The following is a 17,094-nucleotide window of genomic DNA, read 5'->3' as shown; positions in this document are numbered from 1 at the left end:
CCCCAAGTTGTGAGCAGATGCTCAGCTCGTGTTCATCTGCTCACTAAGCTAACATTAAGGTGTGATCTACACAACACCCTCTCGTATCCAGCGGCCCGTGCCACAGTCCATGCAGGCCAGCGTGCTCACCGGCGTGCACGAGATACGAATGGAAGACCGGCCGGTGCCCACCCCGGCCCGCGACGAGGTACTGGTCCAGGTCAGCGCCGTCGGAGTCTGCGGGTCCGATGCGCATTACTACCGCGAGGGTCGCATCGGCGACTTCGTGGTCGACGGCCCCCTCGTACTCGGACACGAGGCTGCGGGCGTGATCGTGGCTGTGGGCTCCGACGTCTCCGACACCCGCGTCGGGCAGCGGGTATCCATCGAGCCGCAGCGACCCGATCCCACCAGCAGCCAGTCCCGCGCCGGCCGCTACAACCTGTGCCCGGCCATGGAGTTCTTCGCGACTCCGCCCATCGACGGTGCGCTCGCGGAGTACGTGTTGATCCAATCGACCTTCGCCCACGACGTCCCCGAGAACATTTCCGACGAGGCCGCAGCCCTCTTCGAGCCCCTGTCCGTCGGCATCGCCTCGGCCCAGAAGGCCCGGATCTCCGCGGGATCGAGCGTGCTCATCGCGGGAGCGGGTCCCGTCGGACTCGTCACTGCGCAGGTCGCGCGCGCATTCGGAGCCACCGAGGTGATCGTCACCGACATCGACGCGTCCCGCCGCGCCAACGCAGAGAGGTTCGGCGCGACTCGCGTGCTCGACCCCGCCGCCGAGGACGTGCGCGCACTGACGGTCGACGCTTTCATCGACGCATCCGGTGCGGCCCGAGCCGTGGTCGACGGCATCCACGCGGTCCGACCCGCAGGTACCGTCGTCCTCGTCGGCATGGGCGGGTCAGACTACCCACTGCCGATCTCGCTCATCCAGAACCGAGAGTTGCTGCTCACCGGCGTCTTTCGCTACGCCAACACATGGCCGATCGCACGCGCCTTGGTGGCGTCGGGCATGGTGGATCTGGACGCGATGGTGACGGCGCGATTCGGACTCGATGGCGTCGAGGATGCATTGAACGCGGACAAGCAGCCCGGAAGCATCAAAGCTGTTGTGATACCAGGTTTTCGAGAAGATGGAGAGAACGCATGAAGCTTCGGTCGAATACTCTGTCGGAGATCCATGCCGACGTCTCGGTACCGAGCTACGACCGCGGTGCGGTCACCACGGGGATCGTGCATTTCGGGGTCGGCGGGTTCCATCGCGCCCACCAGGCCATGTACGTCGATCGCCTACTCGAGCGCGGCGAGGCGTCGGACTGGGGGATCTGCGGCGTGGGCGTGCTTCCGCACGATCGGAAGATGAAAGAGGTGATGGCCGAACAGGACTGCCTCTACACCCTCGCCCTCAAGCACTCCGACGGAACCTGGGAGACGCGAGTCATCGGGTCGATCGTGGAATACCTGTTCGCTCCCGAGGATCCCGAGGCGGTCATCGAGAAGATGGCCTCAGAGGCGGTGAAGATAGTCTCGCTCACCATCACCGAGGGTGGTTACAACTTTTCCGCGAACACCGGGGAGTTCGACGCCGACAATCCGGCGATCGCAGCCGATCTCGTCTACGGCGCAGTCCCCGCAACGACTTTCGGGCTCGTCGTCGAGGCCTTGGCGCGTCGGAAGGATCGTGGCATGAAGCCGTTCACGATCATGTCCTGCGACAACATCGAGGGTAACGGCCACATCGCGAAGTCCACGTTCATCGCGTTCGCCCGGTTGAAGGATTCGGAGCTCGCCGACTGGATCGAGTCCGAGGCCACGTTCCCGAACTCCATGGTCGACCGCATCACCCCGGTGACCACTCCCGAAGTGATGCAGGAACTGTCGGATCGCTACCTCATCGAGGACGCATGGCCGGTCGCGGCAGAACCGTTCACGCAGTGGGCCTTGGAGGATTCGTTCACGCTCGGTCGACCACCGTTCGAGAACGTCGGAGTCCAGGTGGTCGAGGACGTCACCCCGTACGAGCTGATGAAGCTTCGCCTGCTCAATGCCAGTCACCAGGCACTGGCGTACTTCGGCTACCTCAGCGGCTATCGCCTCGTGCACGAGGTCTGCCAGGACACTCTGTTCGCGGAATTCCTGCTCGCGTACATGGACGAGGAGGCAACCCCGACGCTGCAACCCGTTCCCGGCATCGACCTGGCCGACTACAAGCGGACGCTGATCGAACGGTTCTCCAACCCCGAAATCCGCGATACCGTCGCCCGCCTGTGTGCCGAGTCCTCGGACCGAATTCCCAAGTGGCTCTTGCCCGTGATTCGCAAGAACCTCGAGACCGGCGGCGAGATCGTCCGGTCCACCGCTGTCGTCGCGAGTTGGGCGCGCTACGCCGAGGCCGTCGACGAAACCGGCGAGCCGATCGAGATCGTCGACCAACTGAAGGATTCACTGGTGCCGATCGCGCAGAGTCAGCGCGAGGATCTTACGGCGTTCATCGCCAATCGCGCGGTGTTCGGAGACCTCATCGACAACGAGCGATTCGTGGCCGAATACACCGAACAGCTTGCATCGCTGCATGAGAACGGCGCGCGCGCAACCCTCGAGTCACTCAGGTCGACTCACTGAACCGTTCGGCGTCTCGGACCTGACCCGAGACGATGACGGTGTCGTCTGCGCCGATCACCGTGTCTGCTGTGGCGTAGGTGAATCCTTCGCCTCGGCGTTTGACCGCGACGACGGTGACACGGTGTTTGGCGCGGACCCCGCTCTCGCCCAGCTTCTTTCCGATGATGGAGGCGGGCGGAGAAGTCTTGATCATGGCGAAACCGTCGTCGAACTCGATGTAGTCCATCATCCGGCCGCGCACCAGGTGAGCGACCCGCTTACCCATGTCGTGCTCAGGCCTCACCACGTGGTGGACGCCGATCTGGGTGAGGATCTTGGCGTGCGCATTGCTGATCGCCTTGGCCCAGATGTTGGACACGGACAGGTTGATCAGCGCGGACGCAGTCAGCAGGCTCGCCTCCAGATCGGATCCGATGCCCACGACGGCGCGGTCGTATTCGTGCACCGACAGTTGCCGCAGCGACTCCTCGTCGGTGGTATCGGCCACGGCCGCGTGAGTCAGCCGATCCGAGACACGTTGCACCACAGCCTCGTCGGTGTCGATGCCCAGAACCTCGACTCCCTGGTCCATCAGTTCCAGTGCCAGCGACTTGCCGAAGCGGCCGAGACCGAGGACGACGACGACATCGGAGGACGGTTTCCTAGCCAATGAACGGCCTTTCCGTGGGGAGCGTGTAACGCCGACCGCGGTCGCGGGCGGCAAGGGCACTGACCAGCGTGATGGAACCGATGCGGCCCAGGTACATCAGGACGATCAGAATCAGCTGGCCCCAGGCGGGCAGCTGTGCGGTGATGCCGGTGGACAGCCCCACCGTGGCGAATGCCGAGACGACCTCGAAGAGAAGCACATCGAGGTCGAAGTTGGTGCCAGCCAGCAACGCCACGACCGGGGCCAGCACCAACGCGACGCCGATGAGAGCGACGGTCAACGCCTGACGCTGCACACGCGCATCGATTCGACGACCGAACACCGTCACCTCACGGTCACCGCGGATCTCGGCCACTATGACGAACAGCAGCAATGCGAACGTCGTGACCTTGATGCCACCGGCCGTGCCGCCGCTGCCACCACCGATGAACATCAGTACGTCGGTGATCAGCAGGGTCGCGTTGTCCACGTCCGCATAGTCGACACTGTTGAATCCTGCGGTGCGCGGCATGATGCCCTGGAACGTCGCAACGAGCATCTTGTCCCAGAAGCCGAATCCGCCCAGGGTCCGCGACCACTCGAAGAGCAACACCGCAGTCGGTCCGAGGATCAACAGAATACCGGTGACGGACAGCGTCATGCGAGTGTGCAGCGACCACCGCTTGCTGGACCTGACGCCGCGGGCGCGCGATCGGACATGACGGGCGATCTCGAAGAGAACCGGAAATCCGATGCCGCCCAATACGACCGCAACCAACAGTGGGATGCAGATCCACGGATCGGTGGCGAACCCGATCATGTTGTCGCTGAAGAGGGCGAATCCTGCGTTGTTGAACGCCGACACGGCATGGAAGACGCCCAGCCAGAGTGCGCGACCGGGTGGCTCGTCGTATCCGACGAGGAAGCGCGCAGCCAAACACAGGGCGACGACACCCTCGATGATCAAACTGGTGCGGAACACGCCCACGACGACGCTTCGAACGTCGCCCAGCCCGGATGTGCGAACCTCGGCGGCCGCATTGAGCCTGCCGCGCAGCCCGATTCGATCGGCCAGGACCAATCCGACCAACGACGCGATCGTCATGATCCCGAATCCGCCGATCTGGATCAGGCCGAGAATGACGCCCTGCCCAAAACCCGACCAGTACACCGGTGTGTCCACCACGATCAGGCCCGTCAAGCTGACGGCCGATGTCGACGTGAACAACGCCTGCAGAACATCGGTGTCGTACCCGGGCATGGTGGCCGCCGGAATCATCAGTACGCCCGCACCGACGACCATGGCAAGTGCAAAACCTGCCGCCATGACCCGGAGCGGCGTCGGTCTGAAGATCGCGGACAATCGCGATGCCTGGTGAGCGTCTGTCACTCGGCAGACAGTACGCTGCGCTTCGCGCCATGTGAGTGAGACTTCGTAGCAGGCTACGAAGTTCCGTGCACATGCGCGTCAGCGCTCCACTAGTCGACCAGACGCTCGCCGGTCACCGTGGAGAACAGGTGAGTGCGCTCGGCGGCGTAGGAGAGCGTGATCTTCGATCCTCGTTCCGGTGGGATGCGGCCGTCGGCGCGGACGACGATGGGCTGACGAGTGCCGTTGATGTCGGCCTGGCCGTAGACGTAGGCGTCGGCTCCGAGTTCTTCGACGACGTCGATGGTCACTTCGAGGCCTGCCCCCGTGGTGATCTGCAGGTCCTCGGGCCGGACGCCGAGTGTCACAGTGTTCTCGCCGATTCCGGCAATGGCGGAGCGGGGAACCGGAACCACTTCGCCCCCGAAGCGGACGCCGCCGTCTACGAGGGGCAGCTCGAGCAGATTCATTGCAGGCGATCCGATGAAGCCGGCGACGAACACGTTGTTCGGGTGTTCGTACATGCGCCTCGGCGAGTCGCACTGTTGCAGCACACCGTCTTTGAGCACGGCCACGCGATCGCCCATGGTCATGGCCTCGACCTGATCGTGGGTGACGTACACGGTCGTCGTGGCAAGTCGACGCTGCAGCGCGGAGATCTGCGCGCGGGTCTGTACCCGGAGCTTGGCGTCGAGGTTGGACAGCGGCTCGTCCATCAGGAACACCTGGGGCTTGCGAACGATGGCGCGGCCCATGGCAACTCGCTGACGCTGACCACCGGAGAGCGCCTTGGGTTTGCGGTCGAGGAACTTGGTGAGGTCGAGAATCTTGGCAGCGTCCTCGACGCGACGCTTGATCTCGGCCTTGTCCTCACCCGCGATACGCAGGCCGAATCCCATGTTTTCGCCGACCGTCATGTGCGGATACAGGGCGTAGTTCTGGAAGACCATCGCGATGTCGCGATCCTTGGGCTGATGGTCGGTGACGTCCTTGCCGCCGATGGTGATGGCTCCCCTGTCGACTTCTTCCAGACCGGCGAGCATCCGCAGCGACGTCGACTTTCCGCAGCCGGACGGGCCGACGAGGACGAGGAATTCACCGTCCTGGATGTCGAGATCGAGCTGGTCGACGGCAGCTTTGTCGCCGCCGGGAAAGAGTTTGGTGACGCCCTGAAATGCAACGGTGGCCATGATGGTGGTCCCTTCACCGGCAGGAACGTGCCGGACGATCCGAGTGGGGTTCACGTATATGAATGGATGCCAGAATGCTGACTTCATCTAGAAGTATGTACTACTGTGATGCCCATTACAAGGTTTCCATCGAAGGAGTTCGAGAAGAATGACCGACACCGTTTCACGAGTGCTCATCACCGGAGCCGCAGGCAACATGGGTGCGATGCTCCGGCCGCTACTGGCGGCTCCCGGCCGCACGCTGCGACTGTTCGATATCGCCGAGATCACCGACATCGATTCTGCTACCGAGGAATTCGTGCAGGGATCGGTCACCGATCGAGCCGCCGTGGCCGCTGCGGTGGACGGTGTCGACGCGATTCTGCACCTCGGCGGATTGAGCACGGAGGACTCGTGGGCCAACATCCTGTCGGTCAACGTCGACGGCACTCAGGCCGTGTTCGATGCCGCGGTGACACACGGAGTCACCCGCGTTGTGGTGGCGTCGAGCAATCACGCAGTCGGCTTCTGGACGCACGACGAGGCGGGCGGCGCACCGCTTCCGGGGGACGCTGCTCCACGACCCGACGGCTTCTACGGGTGGAGCAAGGCGGCGGTCGAAGCGCTGGGTCGGATGTACCACGACCGCTTCGGCATCGACGTCGTCAATCTACGTATCGGCTCGAGCTTCGACGCCCCGCCGAACTACCGCGGCCTTGCCACCTGGATGTCGCCCGCCGACACTGCCCGACTGATCGAGGCGTCACTGTCGGACAGCGCCAAAGGTTTTCACACCGTGTGGGGCATCTCGAAGAACTCGCGCGCGTGGTGGTCCGGCAACGAGGGTGCGGAGATCGGATATGTGCCTCGCGACGACGCGGAACAGTTCGCCGAGCAGTTCCTGGCCGAACACGAGTGGACGTTCTCCGACCCGATCCTGCAGCGAGTCGGCGGCGCGTTCTGTGATCACCCGCTCGGCCAACGGATGCGGTGATGCACGTTCTGCTCCACTCGACCACCCCGACTGCGGGATTCCGCGCCGGGGCCGGTCGAGTGGAGCAGCCGTTGCAGACCCCTACGAATACGTTGTGACGATCGACCCCAACGCATCGAGCTGGGGTCGATTGACGAGACCGAGGTGATAGAGGTGCAGCTCGTTCGCCCCGGCGTCGACCGTCGCAGCCACATGCGCGGCCACCTCGTCGAGCTTCTTCGGGGGCAGTACCGATACATAGGCACCCACATCCACCCCGTCGCCGACGGCAGCGCGGGTGGCCTCGACCACCGACACGGTCTCGGCCGTCGCAGGCCACGCCGACACGAGTACCGCGTCGACATCGGCCGGTGCGGCAGCGGTCAGCGCAGGCGAGGGGCCCGTCTTCCACGGATCGGGATGGCCGTGCAACGTCACGCGCGCCGAGGGTGCCTCCGCGCGCACGGCCGCGAGCACTTCGGCACGAAGGTGATCGGCGTCGGCGTGACGGACCCCCACCACCGCGTCGATCTCCTCCGCGTCCAAGACGTCCGTGATCGCCGCACCTGCAGGCAAGGTTCCGGCCGACAGGGCGTCGACGCCGTCGCGCAGCTTCTGCGTCACCTTCGCCGAGTCGACGCCTCGGCGGCTCCACGCATCGAGCTCGCGCTGCGTGCAGCTGATCGACATCAGCGTGTCGCCGATTCCAGGGAACGCGCCGTCCGTCTTCTCGTGTGGTCCGACATGCGCGAAACCGAGCTGTCCGCAGGCCTCGATGGACACGCCGTGCACCTCGACGCCTCGTATCGCCTCGGCGGCGAGCGTGGCGCAGTACCGAACGATGTCGGGATGCCCTGGTGCGAGGGCATAGCGATAGGCGTCTCCGAAACAGTTGACGACGTTCGCGTCGGGATGGGCGTGGCCGAGAATTGTGCTGTGCGTCAGCACGATCCAGGCGTTCACCAGGAATCCGGCGTCGAGCAGGATGGCCGCCGCCTCGCCGAATGCGTCCTCGGCACCGGCCCAGTCGGCCGTTCTGGCGGTGATCGTGTGCCCGGCCCAGGCCTCGGGACGCACCGGCCGGTACAGCGCTGCATGGTGTGCGTCGACCACCTTGTGCTGCGGGTGCAGCGGAGTTGCCGCCCTGGTGGAGTGATAGGTCGCGGCGAGCGAGATCTCGCGCACCCCGAGCCTGCGGGCGCGCTCGACGAAGTGTGGATCACCGAGTACGTCCCAGGGATAGGCGTGCGCGACGATGCGGTCGACGGTCATAGGGGTCATCCTTCGATGGCTGATTTGTTCGATAGAGAGAACTGAGTTCACACATGGGAACACAATTCGAGCCCGGCTGTCCACGATTCGCCCGTCGCGCGGCAATCGGGAAGGCCCTCGGAGTCGCCGAAACCACACTGCCCCGGCAGGTGACTCGCGGTCGCAGGTGGACACGTGACGGCGTCCGCGGAGTGGAACTGACCTGGAACGACACGTCTGCGTGGCTGCTGACGCCCCAGGAAGCAGTGCACCCACTGCCCGCGATCCTGCTCATGCACGGCCACGACGGTGTGAAGTTCTACGGCAAGGAGAAGGTGGCCGACGGTCCCGACGGCATCGCTCCCGGCATCGCCGCGCTCCGCGAGCACGGCTACGGCGGAAGCGCACCGGCCTCCCGCCTGGTGGCGGCAGGTTTCGCAGTACTGGTCCACGACGTGTTCCCGTGGGGCTCGCGCCGAGTGCCGTGGGAGCAGCTCCCCGACCGGGCTCGCCGGGCCGGTGCGCACCTGGAAGGACTGCAGCGATACGAGGCGGCCGCCCGCGAGCACGAGCACGGTCTGGCGAAAGTGGCTGCACTGCAGAGTAGCTCGCTGGCAGGTCAGATACTGACCGAAGATCTGACAGCGCTGCACGTGCTGCGCGCCTGCGCCGAGGTGAACCCCGATCGCATCGCCACCGCCGGATTCTCCGGCGGCGGAGCCCGCGTCGCACATCTACTGGCCTGCAGCGACCGACTGCGAGCCGGGGTGATCACCGCCTCGATGAGCACGTACACCGACATCGCCGACGGTCGTGCGGACGACACCAGCTGGTTGATGATCACCCCGGGCTTGCCCGCGGTCTGCGACTGGCCGGAGATCGCGGGCTCGGCCGCCCCGACTCCACTGCTGGTCCAATTCGCCGAGCAGGACTCGCATTTCGGCACGGCGGGCATGCGCGGCGCCGAAGCATCATTGCGTCGCGACTACGGAAGCTCGAAAAACCTTTTGACCCAATGGTTTCCGGAGCTACACCGCTTCACGACGGCGATGCAGGACTCCGCAGCGAGTTGGTTGAGCCTGCACGTGTGACCGGTCATGCTTGACAGCGCTTGTGACTGCCGTCATAGTTGGTCCAGAAATTCACATAGAAGATGACAGTTCAGATATGTGAACCGCACAGACTTTCCACAGCCCGGCTCCTCAGGGCCGGAAGAACCCGCCAGACCCACTCGCCGGCTCCTCGATCCGGCCCCGAACGCTTCGGAGCGTCCCCCATGGTCACCACCACACCACCCCGGTCGGGAGGCACCCGTGCGCAGAGCTCGGCCGTCCCTCCCGCCCGGCCGAAACGCAAGCGCCGCATCTCGGCCCCGTACATCCTGATCGCACCGGTCGTCATCCTGCTCGCCGTGTTCATCTTCTACCCGGTCGGCAGCGTCTTCTACTACAGCCTGCAGTTCTACAACCCGACGACGCCGTGGGACAACGGCTTCGCCGGCCTCGAGAACTTCGAACTGATGTTCGCCGACGACCTGTTCTGGAACAGCCTGCTCGTCACGGCCAAGTGGGTCGGCGTTCAGGTCGTGTTCCAGCTGATTCTCGGCCTCGGACTCGCCCTGCTGGTCAACGAGGTCTTCCGTGGGCGGGGCCTGGCCCGAGCCCTGGTGTTCTCTCCCTGGGCCGTCTCCGGCGTGCTCACCACCGGAATCTGGCTGCTGATCTACAACCCGTCGACCGGGTTGTTCAAACTACTCGGCGACATGGGCATCGGCGACGGCACCGCCGCGCCGATCGCAGATCCGGACACTGCATTCTGGGCCACCAGCGTCGCCGAGCTCTGGCGCGGTGTGCCGTTCTTCGCCATTCTGATCCTCGCCGAACTGCAGAGTGCGCCCAAGGACCTGTACGAGGCAGCGAACGTGGACGGTGCGAACCGCTGGCAGCGCTTCCGATTCGTGACACTGCCGCACCTGAAGGCCGTGATCATCCTGTCGACCCTGCTGCGCGGGGTTTGGGAGTTCAACAACGTCGATCTTCTGTACACCCTCACCGCAGGCGGACCGGCCGACGTCACGACGACGTTGCCGCTCTACGTCTCTCAGCTCGCCACCACCGCGCAGGACTTCGGATACGGATCGGCTCTGACCACCGTGGCCTTCGTCATCCTGCTGTTCTGCTCGATCCTCTACTTGCGCCTCAGCAAATTCAACAGCGATAAGGCCTGACGCACATGACCACTACCGCAGACCGTCCCGTCGTGACCACTCCGCCGCAGGACCACACCGAGAAGGTGCGCGTGCATCGCACCAAGCCCCGCGTGTTCAGCGTCGGCCTTCCGTTGGCCGTCTACCTGCTCTTCACCCTCGTCCCGTTCTATTGGATGATCGTCTTCGCATTCCGGCCCGCCGGTTCCAATTCGATGCTCCCCTGGCCCATTACGCTCGACCATTTCGACACGGTCTGGAACACCCTCGGTTTCAGCTTCTTCTTCAAGAACAGCCTCATCGTGGCCGGCCTGTCTCTCGTGCTCACCACGTTCGTCGCGCTGGCGACCGGCTATGCGTTGGCACGCTTCAAGTTCCGCGCCAAGATACCCCTGGTGATGGCCCTGCTGTGCAGCCAATTCGTGCCCGGTGCGATGCTGCTCATCCCGCTGTTCCAGGTGTTCCGCGAGATGGGACTGGTGAACAACCTGTTCGGCCTCATCGTCGCCGACACTGTTTTCCAACTGCCGCTGGCGGCAATGCTGATGGCCGGCTTCATCTCTCAGATTCCCGTCGAGCTCGAGGAGGCCGCGATGGTCGACGGCTGCTCACGCCTGAAGGCCTTCCGCATGATCATGCTGCCGCTGCTGCGCCCCGGCCTGATCGCCGTCGGTTCCTTCGCGTTCATCGGCAGTTGGAACAACTTCCTGTTCGGCCTGATGTTCATCAGCAGCCAGGACAAGTTCACCCTCCCAGTCGGATTGAGCTACACGATCGGTTCCTACAACGTCGACTTCGGCGTCCTCGCGGCCGGCGGTCTGATCGCCGCGGTACCGGTGGTCGCTGTGTTCGCCGTCATCCAGAAGTACCTCGTCCAGGGCCTCAGCGCCGGCGCGGTCAAGGGCTGATCATGACGTACGGAAAGAGAATCGACATGAATCGACGCACCCTGCTGCGCACCACCCTCGTCGGCGCGGTCGCGACGCTCGTGCTGGCATCCTGCAGTTCCGAGACCTCACTGCCCGACGGTGCACTCGGAGATCCGAACAGCGGCACCCTCACCTTCTGGGACAACAATGCCGGACCGGATCGAACCCCGTTGTACGAGGAACTGATTCGACGCTTCGAGGAAGTCAACCCCGGCATCGACATCGACTATGTCGGCCTGCCGTCGGACAGCGCTCAGCAGAAATATCAGACGGCTCTCGCCGGTGGGTCGGCTCCCGATCTGGGCATCGTCTCCACCGCGTACCTCGCACCGCTGGTCGCGCAGAACGCGGTCATTCCCCTCGACGATTTCATGGCGGCCTCGCCGCAGAAGGACCAGTACGACCAGAAGATCATCGAGTCGGCGATGGAGTCCGGTGGCGGTGAGAACCTGTACGGTCTGCCGTTCACCAGCAACAACGCAACGCTGTGGTACCGGGCCGACTGGTTCGACGAGGCCGGCATCGAGCCCCCGGAGACGTGGGACGAATTCTACGACGCCGCAGACGAACTGACCGACAAGTCCGAGGGCCGCTACGGGTTCACCATCCGAGGCGGAGCCGGTTCGATCTACCCGTTGCTGCAGCACATGTTCGCCACCACCGGCATCGACAACTTCTTCGACGGCAGCGAATCCACCGTCAACCGGCCCGAGATGGTGCAGGCAATAGAACGTTTCGCCGCCCTGTACGACGTGGACACCCCCACCGCCGACGTCAACAACGGTTTCCCGCAGATGGTCGCCAGCTTCGGCGGCGGCTCGGTGGCGATGATGCAGCACAACCTCGGATCGTTGAGTAATCACCGTAAGGCGCTCGGCGACAACGTCGGTGCCGTTGCACTGCCCCGCGCAGACAATGGCGTCCGTACAGTGATGACGGACCCGTTCCCGTCCTACACGGTGTTCAAGAGCAGCAAGCATCAGGCTGCGGCCTGGAAGTTCCTCGAGTTCATGACCTCGTCGGAATCGCAGGCCTACTGGAACGAGAACGTGGGTCAGATCCCGGTCAACGCCGCCGCTCGCTCCGCTCCCGCCTTCCAGGCGATGCCGTCGGTGCAAGCTGCTCAGGCCGCCCTCGACGATCCGGAGACGGTGCTGGTCACCCCACCGGACTACCTTCCGGATTTCGGCAAGATCGTGCAGGTTCAGATGCTGGGCCAGTGGCAGAAGGTGCTCATCGGGCAGCTCAGCGCTCAGGACTTTGCCGACGACTTCGCCGAGAAGCTCGACCGCTCCAAGGCCAAATACGATGCCCGACAGGGTAAATAGGGGATTCACCGCCATGTCCAGCGTCATCACCGAGGTTGCCGTCCAGGTCTTCAAGACCGAGGCCCGCACCGCCGTCGATTCCTACGGGCATCGACACCCCGGTCCGTCGATACCCACCACTCAGGCACTGTTGCGCATCACCGATTCCGACGGCGTAAGCGGCTACGTCCTGGGCAAGACAAACTACCTGCGCGAAGACCAAGTGGAGCAACACTTCCGGCCGGTCCTGATCGGGACCGACCCGTTGCACCGCGAGGAGATGGACCGCAAGTTCGCGATCCGACAGCGCACCAGAGCCGTCGAACTCCCCGAGCACACCTGCAGCTACCTCGATCAGGCACTGTGGGATCTCGCGGGCAACCGGTTCGACACCCCGGTGTGGAAGCTGCTCGGCGGGGCCCGCAGCGAGGTCAAGGCCTACGCGAGCACCATGTGTGGAGACACCATCGAGGGCGGCCTGTCGAGCCCGCAGGAGTACGCGGATTTCGCTGTGGCGCTGAAGAATCGGGGCTACCAGGGAATCAAATTGCACACCTGGATGCCGCCGCTCGAAGGGGCGCCGAGCCTCGCGCGGGACATCGAGGCGTGCGCTGCGGTGCGAGATGCCGTCGGACCCGGGTTCTCGTTGATGCTCGACGGCTATCACTGGTATTCACGTACCGACGCCCTCAAGCTGGGCCGCGAATTGGACGCACTGAAGTTCGACTGGTTCGAGGAGCCGATGGACGAGTTCTCGATGCGCTCGTACAAATGGCTGGCGAATCAGATCGACACTCCGGTGATCGGCCCGGAGACCACTCCCGGTCGGCATCGTTCGCGGGCGGACTGGATCGCCGACGACGCGTGCGACATCCTGCGCGTCGGCGCGATGAACGGCGGCGGCATCACGCCTGCACTGAAGACGGTGCACATGGCCGACGGCTTCGGTCTCGAGTGCGAGATCCACGGCAACGGCGCTCCCAATCTCGCGCTCGTCGGCGGCGCTCCGAACATCCAGTGGTACGAGCGCGGCCTCCTGCATCCGCTGGTGGATTACGACTGGGTGCCGCCGCACCTGAAGTCCACCGTCGACCCGATCGACGCGCACGGGATGGTGCAGATGCCGACCCGTCCTGGCCTGGGCGAGGACATCGATCTCGAGTACATCTCGAACAATCTGATCGCCGAGTACTAGTGGCCGACGACAATATCTGTGTCCGCGTATGAAACATCGTTCATCATGAGGGACACTGTCTCCATGGTGAACGATGTCACGGCCACAGCTGCGCCGGATAGTCAGCCGGTGAAGTCGGCCGAACGAACGATCCACATCCTCGAGACCCTGGCCGCGTCCCCCACACGCATGAGTCTCGGCGAACTCCAGGAGGCCTGCGGGTATCCACGGTCGAGTCTGCACGCCCTGCTCCGGACGCTCAAGGACCTGCGCTGGATCGAGGCCGACGAGTCCGGCTCGCGGTACGGAATCGGCACCCACGCCCTGCTCACCGGCACGTCCTACCTCGACAAGGACTCGGTCGTCGGCCGAGCTGCGGCAGTGCTCGAAACACTGCGGTCGGACGTGCGGCACACCGTCCACTTCGCCCGACGCGACGAGGACTGCGTCATCTACCTCGCCAGCCGCGGCTCCAAGCTCGAGGTGCGACGGATGCACCGCGTCGGACGAAAACTGCCATGCCACGTCACCGCCCTCGGGCAGGCACTGCTCGCCGAGCTGACGACCGACGAGGTGACGAAGTTACTTCCGAAGAAGCTCGAGCGGTACACCGAGAACACCATCGTCGATCGCGATGCCCTCATCGCCGAACTGGCTCAGGTGCGCAGGCGCGGCTGGTCGCTCGAGCAGGAGCAGGGCACTGTCGGCGTCGTGTGCATCGCGACCGTCGTGCCCTACCGAATCCCTGCCACCGATGCGCTGAGCGTCTCGATGCCCGCCGAGGTGGCCTCCTACCCCGGCGAACTGGAACGCATCGCCGGGGTGCTCACCGAACACGCTGTCGCCTGGGCACGAGAACTGCGGGCCGAGGGTGTTCGCTGACGCGCACCCAGATGCATGTCCTACGTCTACCGAACGCCGACCAGGCAGGTAACGTCGGAAATGAGCTGAGAACTTATTGTCGCGAAGAAAGACACCTTCATGCCGGACGACGCTGTGCGCGAGCGCTCCTCGCACGAGGCGATTACCTCTGCCCTCGCCGATGTGAACGCTGTCCGCCCGGTGTTCCAACCGGTGATCGAACTCGGCACCGGCACCGTCCTCGGGTACGAGGCTCTGGCGCGGTGGCCCGAGTGGCCCCAACTGGACCTGGATTCCGTGTTCTCGACGGCGGCAGACCTGGGTGTGGTGGACGATCTCGATTGGGCGTGTCGCACGGGGGCGGTCGACGCAGCACTCGCTGCGGGGATGGCACAGGAACTGTGTTTGTTCGTCAACGTAGAACCCCACACCGCGACCGGACCGACCGACGCCGCCAAGCGCGCGTTCGCAGCAGCCCAAGGCCGATTCTCCGTGGTGCTCGAGTTGACAGAGAGGTCGCTGCTGGCCGATCCCGCAGTGTTGTTGGCCGTGGTTGCCGACGGTCGGCGGGCAGGATGCCGCATCGCTCTCGACGACATCAGCGTGCATCCGGACACGGTGACCATGCTCGAGTTCGTCGCGCCGGACATCATCAAGCTCGACCGTTCGTTGGTCCAGCGAGATCCGAATCGAGCGCAGGCACGCGTGATCGCCGCGGTACGAGCGCATTCCGAGGCGACCGGGGCGACTGTTCTGGCGGAGGGCATCGAGAACGACGAACACCTCGCCCGCGCCCACTCACTCGGGGCGGTACTGGGCCAGGGATGGCTGTTCGGAAGGCCCGGTCCGCTGCCCGAGTCGGTGCGGACCGCACCGGGTGCGCTGTCGATTCTGAGCGAGCCCGTTGCGAACTCCGGTCTGGTGCCGAACCTGCCATCGGATCTGTTCGAGCTCGTTGCTCCGTCGATCGGAACCAAAGCCTTCATCCGCGCCATCTCCCGCCAGATCGAGGACCACGCCCGCGATACCAACGATTCGCTGGCCCTCATGTCCACCTTCCAGCATTCCCGATGGTTCAGCCCGCCTGTCGCCGAGCAGTACGCCATGCTGGCCACCAAGCACGCATTTGTCGCGGCCGTGGGCGTCGGTCTGGGAGGGGAACCTGCGCCGGGTGTGCGGGGAGCAGATCTCGACCCCACGGAGGAGTTCACCCGAGAGTGGACGATCACCGCGGTCGGTCAGCACTATTTCTCGGCGCTCATCGCCCGCGATCTGGGCGATACAGACTGCGCCGACGCGGATCGACGATTCGAGTTCGTGCACACGCACAATCGGCAACTCGTCGTCGCCGCAGCCAGATCGCTCATGCGCCGCATCATTCCCATGTGACTGGGGCTGATACCAGCTAGCGCACCACCGTCGTCGCCACCGTCCACGCGCGACCCTGCTCGCTCAGCGTGAATCCGAGCCCCGGGCGAGCGGACAGGTGCATCCGTCCGTCCCGTGTTTCGAGGTGCTCGTCGAACAGCGGGTCCAACCAGTCGAAGTGCTCCACCCACGTCTGCAGTGGATACACCGCCGCGAGGTGCAGATGGATCTCCATGGCGAAGTGCGGGGCGAGCTGCAGATTGTGGTGCTCGGCCAACGTGGCCAACTTCAGGAATTGCGTGATCCCGCCGATGCGGGGAGCGTCTGGCTGCAGGATGTCGACCGAGCCGGCCTCGATGAGGCGCACGTGCTCACCGACGCTGGCCAGCATCTCCCCCGTCGCGATGGAGGTATCGAGGCTGCGAGCGAGCTGCGCATGCCCCTCGGCGTCGTAGGCGTCGAGCGGCTCTTCGATCCACACGAGGTCGAACTGCTCCAGAATTCGGCCCATGCGCTGCGCCGTCGGCCGATCCCACTGCTGATTGGCATCGACCATCAACGGGACGTCGTCACCGAGAAACTCGCGGACTGCGGTGACGCGGGCGATATCGGTACGCCAATCCGGCTGTCCCACCTTGAGTTTGATGCCCCCGATGCCGTTGGCCAGTGAAATGGCGGCGTTCTCCATGACCTCCTCGATGGGAGTGTGCAGAAAACCACCGGAGGTATTGTACGTCTGCACCGAATCGCGTGACGAGCCGATCAGCTTGGCCAGCGGCAAACCTGCCCTCTTGGCTTTGAGATCCCACAGCGCGATGTCGATCGCAGCAATCGCCTGCGTAGCAACACCACTGCGCCCCACCGAGGCTCCGGCCCACACCAGTTTCGTCCAGATCTTGCCGATGTCATTGGGGTCCTCGCCGATGAGAACTGGGGCGATCTCCTGGGCATGCGCAAACTGGGCGGGACCGCCTGCCCTCTTGGAATAGCTGAACCCTATTCCCTCATGGCCCTGTTCGGTGCGGATCTCGACGAACAGGAAGACCACCTCGGTCATCGCCTTCTGCCGACCGGTCAGAACCTTGGCGTCGCTGATCGGGTTCTTCAGCGGCAGCACAATCGACGACAACGTCACCTCGGCGATACTGTCGATGGTCGCGTCGCCGGACGCGAGAGCCCGAACTGCCGCATCAGGTGCGCTGAGACCGCTCGCGGGCTTGACGATGTACGTCGTCATCTCTATCTCCTTTTG

At 64.4% G+C, this 17,094-nt stretch carries 15 protein-coding genes; 10 read left to right on the top strand and 5 right to left on the bottom strand.

Features of this window, described 5'->3' with window-relative positions; genetic code table 11:
* The first annotated feature begins 109 nt into the window (after nucleotides 1-109).
* A complete protein-coding gene (locus R4P57_RS23360) occupies nucleotides 110-1,135 on the top strand; it encodes an NAD(P)-dependent alcohol dehydrogenase (RefSeq protein WP_317805336.1) in 1,026 nt (341 codons plus the stop codon).
* Nucleotides 1,132-2,607, top strand: coding sequence for a mannitol dehydrogenase family protein (locus tag R4P57_RS23355; protein WP_317805243.1), 1,476 nt, complete (start codon nucleotides 1,132-1,134; stop codon nucleotides 2,605-2,607). The genes R4P57_RS23360 and R4P57_RS23355 overlap by 4 nt, the downstream gene beginning before the upstream one ends.
* Here the strand turns inward: R4P57_RS23355 and R4P57_RS23350 are convergent.
* The 3 genes from R4P57_RS23350 to R4P57_RS23340 form a co-directional block, all read right to left on the bottom strand.
* Nucleotides 2,591-3,256 (bottom strand): TrkA family potassium uptake protein, encoded by a 666-nt coding sequence (locus tag R4P57_RS23350; RefSeq protein WP_317805242.1) that lies wholly within the window; start codon nucleotides 3,254-3,256, stop codon nucleotides 2,591-2,593. The genes R4P57_RS23355 and R4P57_RS23350 overlap by 17 nt on opposite strands.
* Nucleotides 3,249-4,562: a TrkH family potassium uptake protein gene (locus R4P57_RS23345; RefSeq protein ID WP_317805335.1), complete on the bottom strand. Its 1,314-nt coding sequence runs from the start codon at nucleotides 4,560-4,562 to the stop codon at nucleotides 3,249-3,251. The genes R4P57_RS23350 and R4P57_RS23345 overlap by 8 nt, the downstream gene beginning before the upstream one ends.
* Before the next feature lie 152 nt (nucleotides 4,563-4,714).
* Nucleotides 4,715-5,794 carry a sn-glycerol-3-phosphate ABC transporter ATP-binding protein UgpC gene (locus R4P57_RS23340; protein WP_317805241.1) on the bottom strand — a complete coding sequence of 360 codons (1,080 nt, stop codon included), beginning with the start codon at nucleotides 5,792-5,794 and terminating at the stop codon, nucleotides 4,715-4,717.
* Between the two features lie 148 nt (nucleotides 5,795-5,942).
* Here R4P57_RS23340 and R4P57_RS23335 point away from each other — a divergent pair, with 148 nt between their 5' ends.
* Nucleotides 5,943-6,767 (top strand): NAD(P)-dependent oxidoreductase, encoded by an 825-nt coding sequence (locus tag R4P57_RS23335; RefSeq protein WP_317805240.1) that lies wholly within the window; start codon nucleotides 5,943-5,945, stop codon nucleotides 6,765-6,767.
* Nucleotides 6,768-6,848: 81 nt separating this feature from the next.
* Here R4P57_RS23335 and R4P57_RS23330 read toward each other — a convergent pair whose 3' ends face one another.
* Entirely contained in the window at nucleotides 6,849-8,018 is a 1,170-nt protein-coding gene (locus tag R4P57_RS23330) for a hypothetical protein (protein WP_317805239.1), read from the bottom strand.
* A 53-nt stretch (nucleotides 8,019-8,071) separates the two neighbouring features.
* On the opposite strand from R4P57_RS23330, the gene R4P57_RS23325 reads away from it, so the two are divergent.
* The 7 genes from R4P57_RS23325 to R4P57_RS23295 all read left to right on the top strand — a co-directional run bounded on the left by R4P57_RS23325 (nucleotide 8,072) and on the right by R4P57_RS23295 (nucleotide 15,863).
* Nucleotides 8,072-9,088, top strand: a complete 1,017-nt coding sequence (locus R4P57_RS23325) for a hypothetical protein (protein ID WP_317805238.1) — start codon at nucleotides 8,072-8,074, stop codon at nucleotides 9,086-9,088.
* Between the two features lie 185 nt (nucleotides 9,089-9,273).
* Nucleotides 9,274-10,224, top strand: coding sequence for a sugar ABC transporter permease (locus R4P57_RS23320; protein ID WP_317805237.1), 951 nt, complete (start codon nucleotides 9,274-9,276; stop codon nucleotides 10,222-10,224).
* Between the two features lie 5 nt (nucleotides 10,225-10,229).
* Nucleotides 10,230-11,111, top strand: a complete 882-nt coding sequence (locus R4P57_RS23315; protein WP_317805236.1) for a carbohydrate ABC transporter permease — start codon at nucleotides 10,230-10,232, stop codon at nucleotides 11,109-11,111.
* A 26-nt stretch (nucleotides 11,112-11,137) separates the two neighbouring features.
* Nucleotides 11,138-12,460 carry a sugar ABC transporter substrate-binding protein gene (locus R4P57_RS23310; RefSeq protein ID WP_317805235.1) on the top strand — a complete coding sequence of 441 codons (1,323 nt, stop codon included), beginning with the start codon at nucleotides 11,138-11,140 and terminating at the stop codon, nucleotides 12,458-12,460.
* Nucleotides 12,461-12,473: 13 nt separating this feature from the next.
* A complete protein-coding gene (locus R4P57_RS23305) occupies nucleotides 12,474-13,634 on the top strand; it encodes an enolase C-terminal domain-like protein (protein WP_317805234.1) in 1,161 nt (386 codons plus the stop codon).
* 63 nt (nucleotides 13,635-13,697) lie between these two features.
* Nucleotides 13,698-14,495 carry an IclR family transcriptional regulator gene (locus R4P57_RS23300; protein ID WP_317805233.1) on the top strand — a complete coding sequence of 266 codons (798 nt, stop codon included), beginning with the start codon at nucleotides 13,698-13,700 and terminating at the stop codon, nucleotides 14,493-14,495.
* Between the two features lie 99 nt (nucleotides 14,496-14,594).
* The gene (locus R4P57_RS23295; RefSeq protein WP_317805232.1) at nucleotides 14,595-15,863 is read left to right on the top strand and encodes an EAL domain-containing protein; all 1,269 of its coding nucleotides are present in this window, start codon (nucleotides 14,595-14,597) and stop codon (nucleotides 15,861-15,863) included.
* 16 nt (nucleotides 15,864-15,879) lie between these two features.
* On the opposite strand, the gene R4P57_RS23290 is transcribed toward R4P57_RS23295, so the two are convergent.
* On the bottom strand, nucleotides 15,880-17,079 hold the full coding sequence (locus R4P57_RS23290) for an L-talarate/galactarate dehydratase (RefSeq protein ID WP_317805231.1): 1,200 nt from the start codon (nucleotides 17,077-17,079) through the stop codon (nucleotides 15,880-15,882).
* Between the last annotated feature and the right edge of the window lie 15 nt (nucleotides 17,080-17,094).

It is taken from the genome of Rhodococcus sp. IEGM 1330, assembly GCF_033142445.1.
Lineage (GTDB): Bacteria > Actinomycetota > Actinomycetes > Mycobacteriales > Mycobacteriaceae > Rhodococcoides.
The sequence above is the reverse complement of the archived record's forward strand: the minus strand, read 5'-3'. Positions and strand labels throughout refer to the sequence as shown.

Bases quoted from the DNA above. Each gene is read 5' to 3' on its own strand.
- R4P57_RS23360 (WP_317805336.1), top strand. From the start codon at position 110: ATGCAGGCCAGCGTGCTCACCGGCGTGCACGAGATACGAATGGAAGAC.
- R4P57_RS23355 (WP_317805243.1), top strand. From the start codon at position 1,132: ATGAAGCTTCGGTCGAATACTCTGTCGGAGATCCATGCCGACGTCTCG.
- R4P57_RS23345 (WP_317805335.1), bottom strand. From the start codon at position 4,562: ATGGCGGCAGGTTTTGCACTTGCCATGGTCGTCGGTGCGGGCGTACTG.
- R4P57_RS23340 (WP_317805241.1), bottom strand. From the start codon at position 5,794: ATGGCCACCGTTGCATTTCAGGGCGTCACCAAACTCTTTCCCGGCGGC.
- R4P57_RS23335 (WP_317805240.1), top strand. From the start codon at position 5,943: ATGACCGACACCGTTTCACGAGTGCTCATCACCGGAGCCGCAGGCAAC.
- R4P57_RS23330 (WP_317805239.1), bottom strand. From the start codon at position 8,018: ATGACCGTCGACCGCATCGTCGCGCACGCCTATCCCTGGGACGTACTC.
- R4P57_RS23325 (WP_317805238.1), top strand. From the start codon at position 8,072: ATGGGAACACAATTCGAGCCCGGCTGTCCACGATTCGCCCGTCGCGCG.
- R4P57_RS23320 (WP_317805237.1), top strand. From the start codon at position 9,274: ATGGTCACCACCACACCACCCCGGTCGGGAGGCACCCGTGCGCAGAGC.
- R4P57_RS23315 (WP_317805236.1), top strand. From the start codon at position 10,230: ATGACCACTACCGCAGACCGTCCCGTCGTGACCACTCCGCCGCAGGAC.
- R4P57_RS23310 (WP_317805235.1), top strand. From the start codon at position 11,138: ATGAATCGACGCACCCTGCTGCGCACCACCCTCGTCGGCGCGGTCGCG.
- R4P57_RS23305 (WP_317805234.1), top strand. From the start codon at position 12,474: ATGTCCAGCGTCATCACCGAGGTTGCCGTCCAGGTCTTCAAGACCGAG.
- R4P57_RS23300 (WP_317805233.1), top strand. From the start codon at position 13,698: ATGGTGAACGATGTCACGGCCACAGCTGCGCCGGATAGTCAGCCGGTG.
- R4P57_RS23295 (WP_317805232.1), top strand. From the start codon at position 14,595: ATGCCGGACGACGCTGTGCGCGAGCGCTCCTCGCACGAGGCGATTACC.
- R4P57_RS23290 (WP_317805231.1), bottom strand. From the start codon at position 17,079: ATGACGACGTACATCGTCAAGCCCGCGAGCGGTCTCAGCGCACCTGAT.